This is a genomic window from Streptomyces sp. NPDC052043 (assembly GCF_044548235.1).
In the GTDB taxonomy this organism is placed as follows: domain Bacteria; phylum Actinomycetota; class Actinomycetes; order Streptomycetales; family Streptomycetaceae; genus Streptomyces.
Genome location: NZ_JBIUBT010000045.1, coordinates 1 through 1395, shown reverse-complemented (window position 1 = coordinate 1395; position 1395 = coordinate 1). Strand labels below are relative to the sequence as shown.

The 1395-nt window shown below is 65.4% G+C and carries 2 protein-coding genes; both read left to right on the top strand.

Going from position 1 to position 1395, the window contains the following annotated elements:
- Positions 1–191: 191 nt before the first annotated feature.
- Positions 192–446 (top strand): DUF6332 family protein, encoded by a 255-nt coding sequence (locus tag ACIHCX_RS38115; RefSeq protein ID WP_400038013.1) that lies wholly within the window; start codon positions 192–194, stop codon positions 444–446.
- 43 nt (positions 447–489) lie between these two features.
- A protein-coding gene (locus ACIHCX_RS38110; RefSeq protein WP_400038015.1) for an IS5 family transposase occupies positions 490–1289 on the top strand; the annotation gives its coding sequence in 2 pieces (ribosomal slippage) (positions 490–829 and positions 829–1289; 801 coding nt in all).
- Positions 1290–1395: the final 106 nt, after the last annotated feature.

Here is a 1395-nt window from a genome sequence, read left to right as displayed (position 1 = left end):
TCGCGATCTCCCACAGCCCGTCCGGAACAATCCAACTCCACGTACCCCGCCCCATGAACAGACCAACGACCGCCTCACCACGTAGGACACGGTCTTAGAGGTCATCTCAATTGGTGAGTGTGCCTTCGAGTGTGAGAGTCAGGCTGTCCGGCCCAGGCGCCATGGTTTGACCGTGATGTGAGACTTGCAGCATGGACATGGGGCGTGAGTCGCGGTGGGAAAAGGACGCAATGACGGTGGAGATCGTTTTCGCCCTGGTGACTGCCGTCGTGCTGGCTGCGGCGGTCTTCGCCGTCGCTCTGGCTCTCGCACTAGCCTTTGACATCTCCGGTTCACTGAGGAAGGGCGTGTTGGTGGGGGGTGCACTGCTCGGAGCGACGGCCGGAGTGTGGCGTCTGGTACGGGTGCTGCTTCGGTTCGACGAGCAGCGCCGAATGGGCCACTGACTGCCGTGCTTCTCCTTGAGGTCGCTAGCCTGCCGGCGTGGGGATCGTTGAGCGGCTGGTGTCGGATGAGCTGTGGCAGTTGTTCCAGCGGGTGGTTCCGAAGGCACCGTCGCGGCCTCAGGGTGGTGGCCGGCGCCGCCACGGCGACCGTGAAGTGCTGGCCGCAATCGTGTTCGTGGCAACGTCGGGCTGCACGTGGCAGCAGCTTCCCGCAGCATCGTTCGGACCGTCCGGAGCGACGGCTCACCGCAGGTTCACCGAGTGGTCGAAGGCCCGGGTCTGGGCCAAGCTGCACCGCCTGGTCCTCGACGAACTCGGAGCCCGCGGCGATCTGGACTGGTCCCGGTGCGCGATCGACTCGGTGAACATGCGGGCCCTGAAAAGGGGGACCTGACAGGTCCGAATCCTGTCGACCGGGGCAAGTACGGCTCGAAGATCCACCTGATCACCGAGCGGGCGGGTCTGCCCCTGTCCGTCGGAATCTCGGGCGCCAACGTCCACGACAGCCAAGCCCTGATCCCGCTCGTGAAGGGCATACCGCCCATCCGCTCCCGCCGGGGCCCCCGCCGACGCAGGCCCGGCAAGTTTCACGCCGACAAGGGCTACGACTACGCACACCTGCGGAAATGGCTGTCCCAGCGGGGCATCCGGCACCGCATCGCCCGTAAAGGCGTCGAGACCTCGCAGCGGCTCGGACGGCACCGGTGGACCATCGAACGCACCATGTCCTGGCTCGCCGGCTGCCGACGGCTCCACCGCCGCTACGAACGCAAGGCCGACCACTTCCTCGCCTTCACCAGCATCGCCTGCACCCTCATCTGCTATCGCAGACTCACCAAATGAGATGACCTCTTAGACCGTGTCCTACGTGGTGAGGCGGTCGTTGGTCTGTTCATGGGGCGGGGTACGTGGAGTTGGATTGTTCCGGACGGGCTGTGGGAGATCGCGA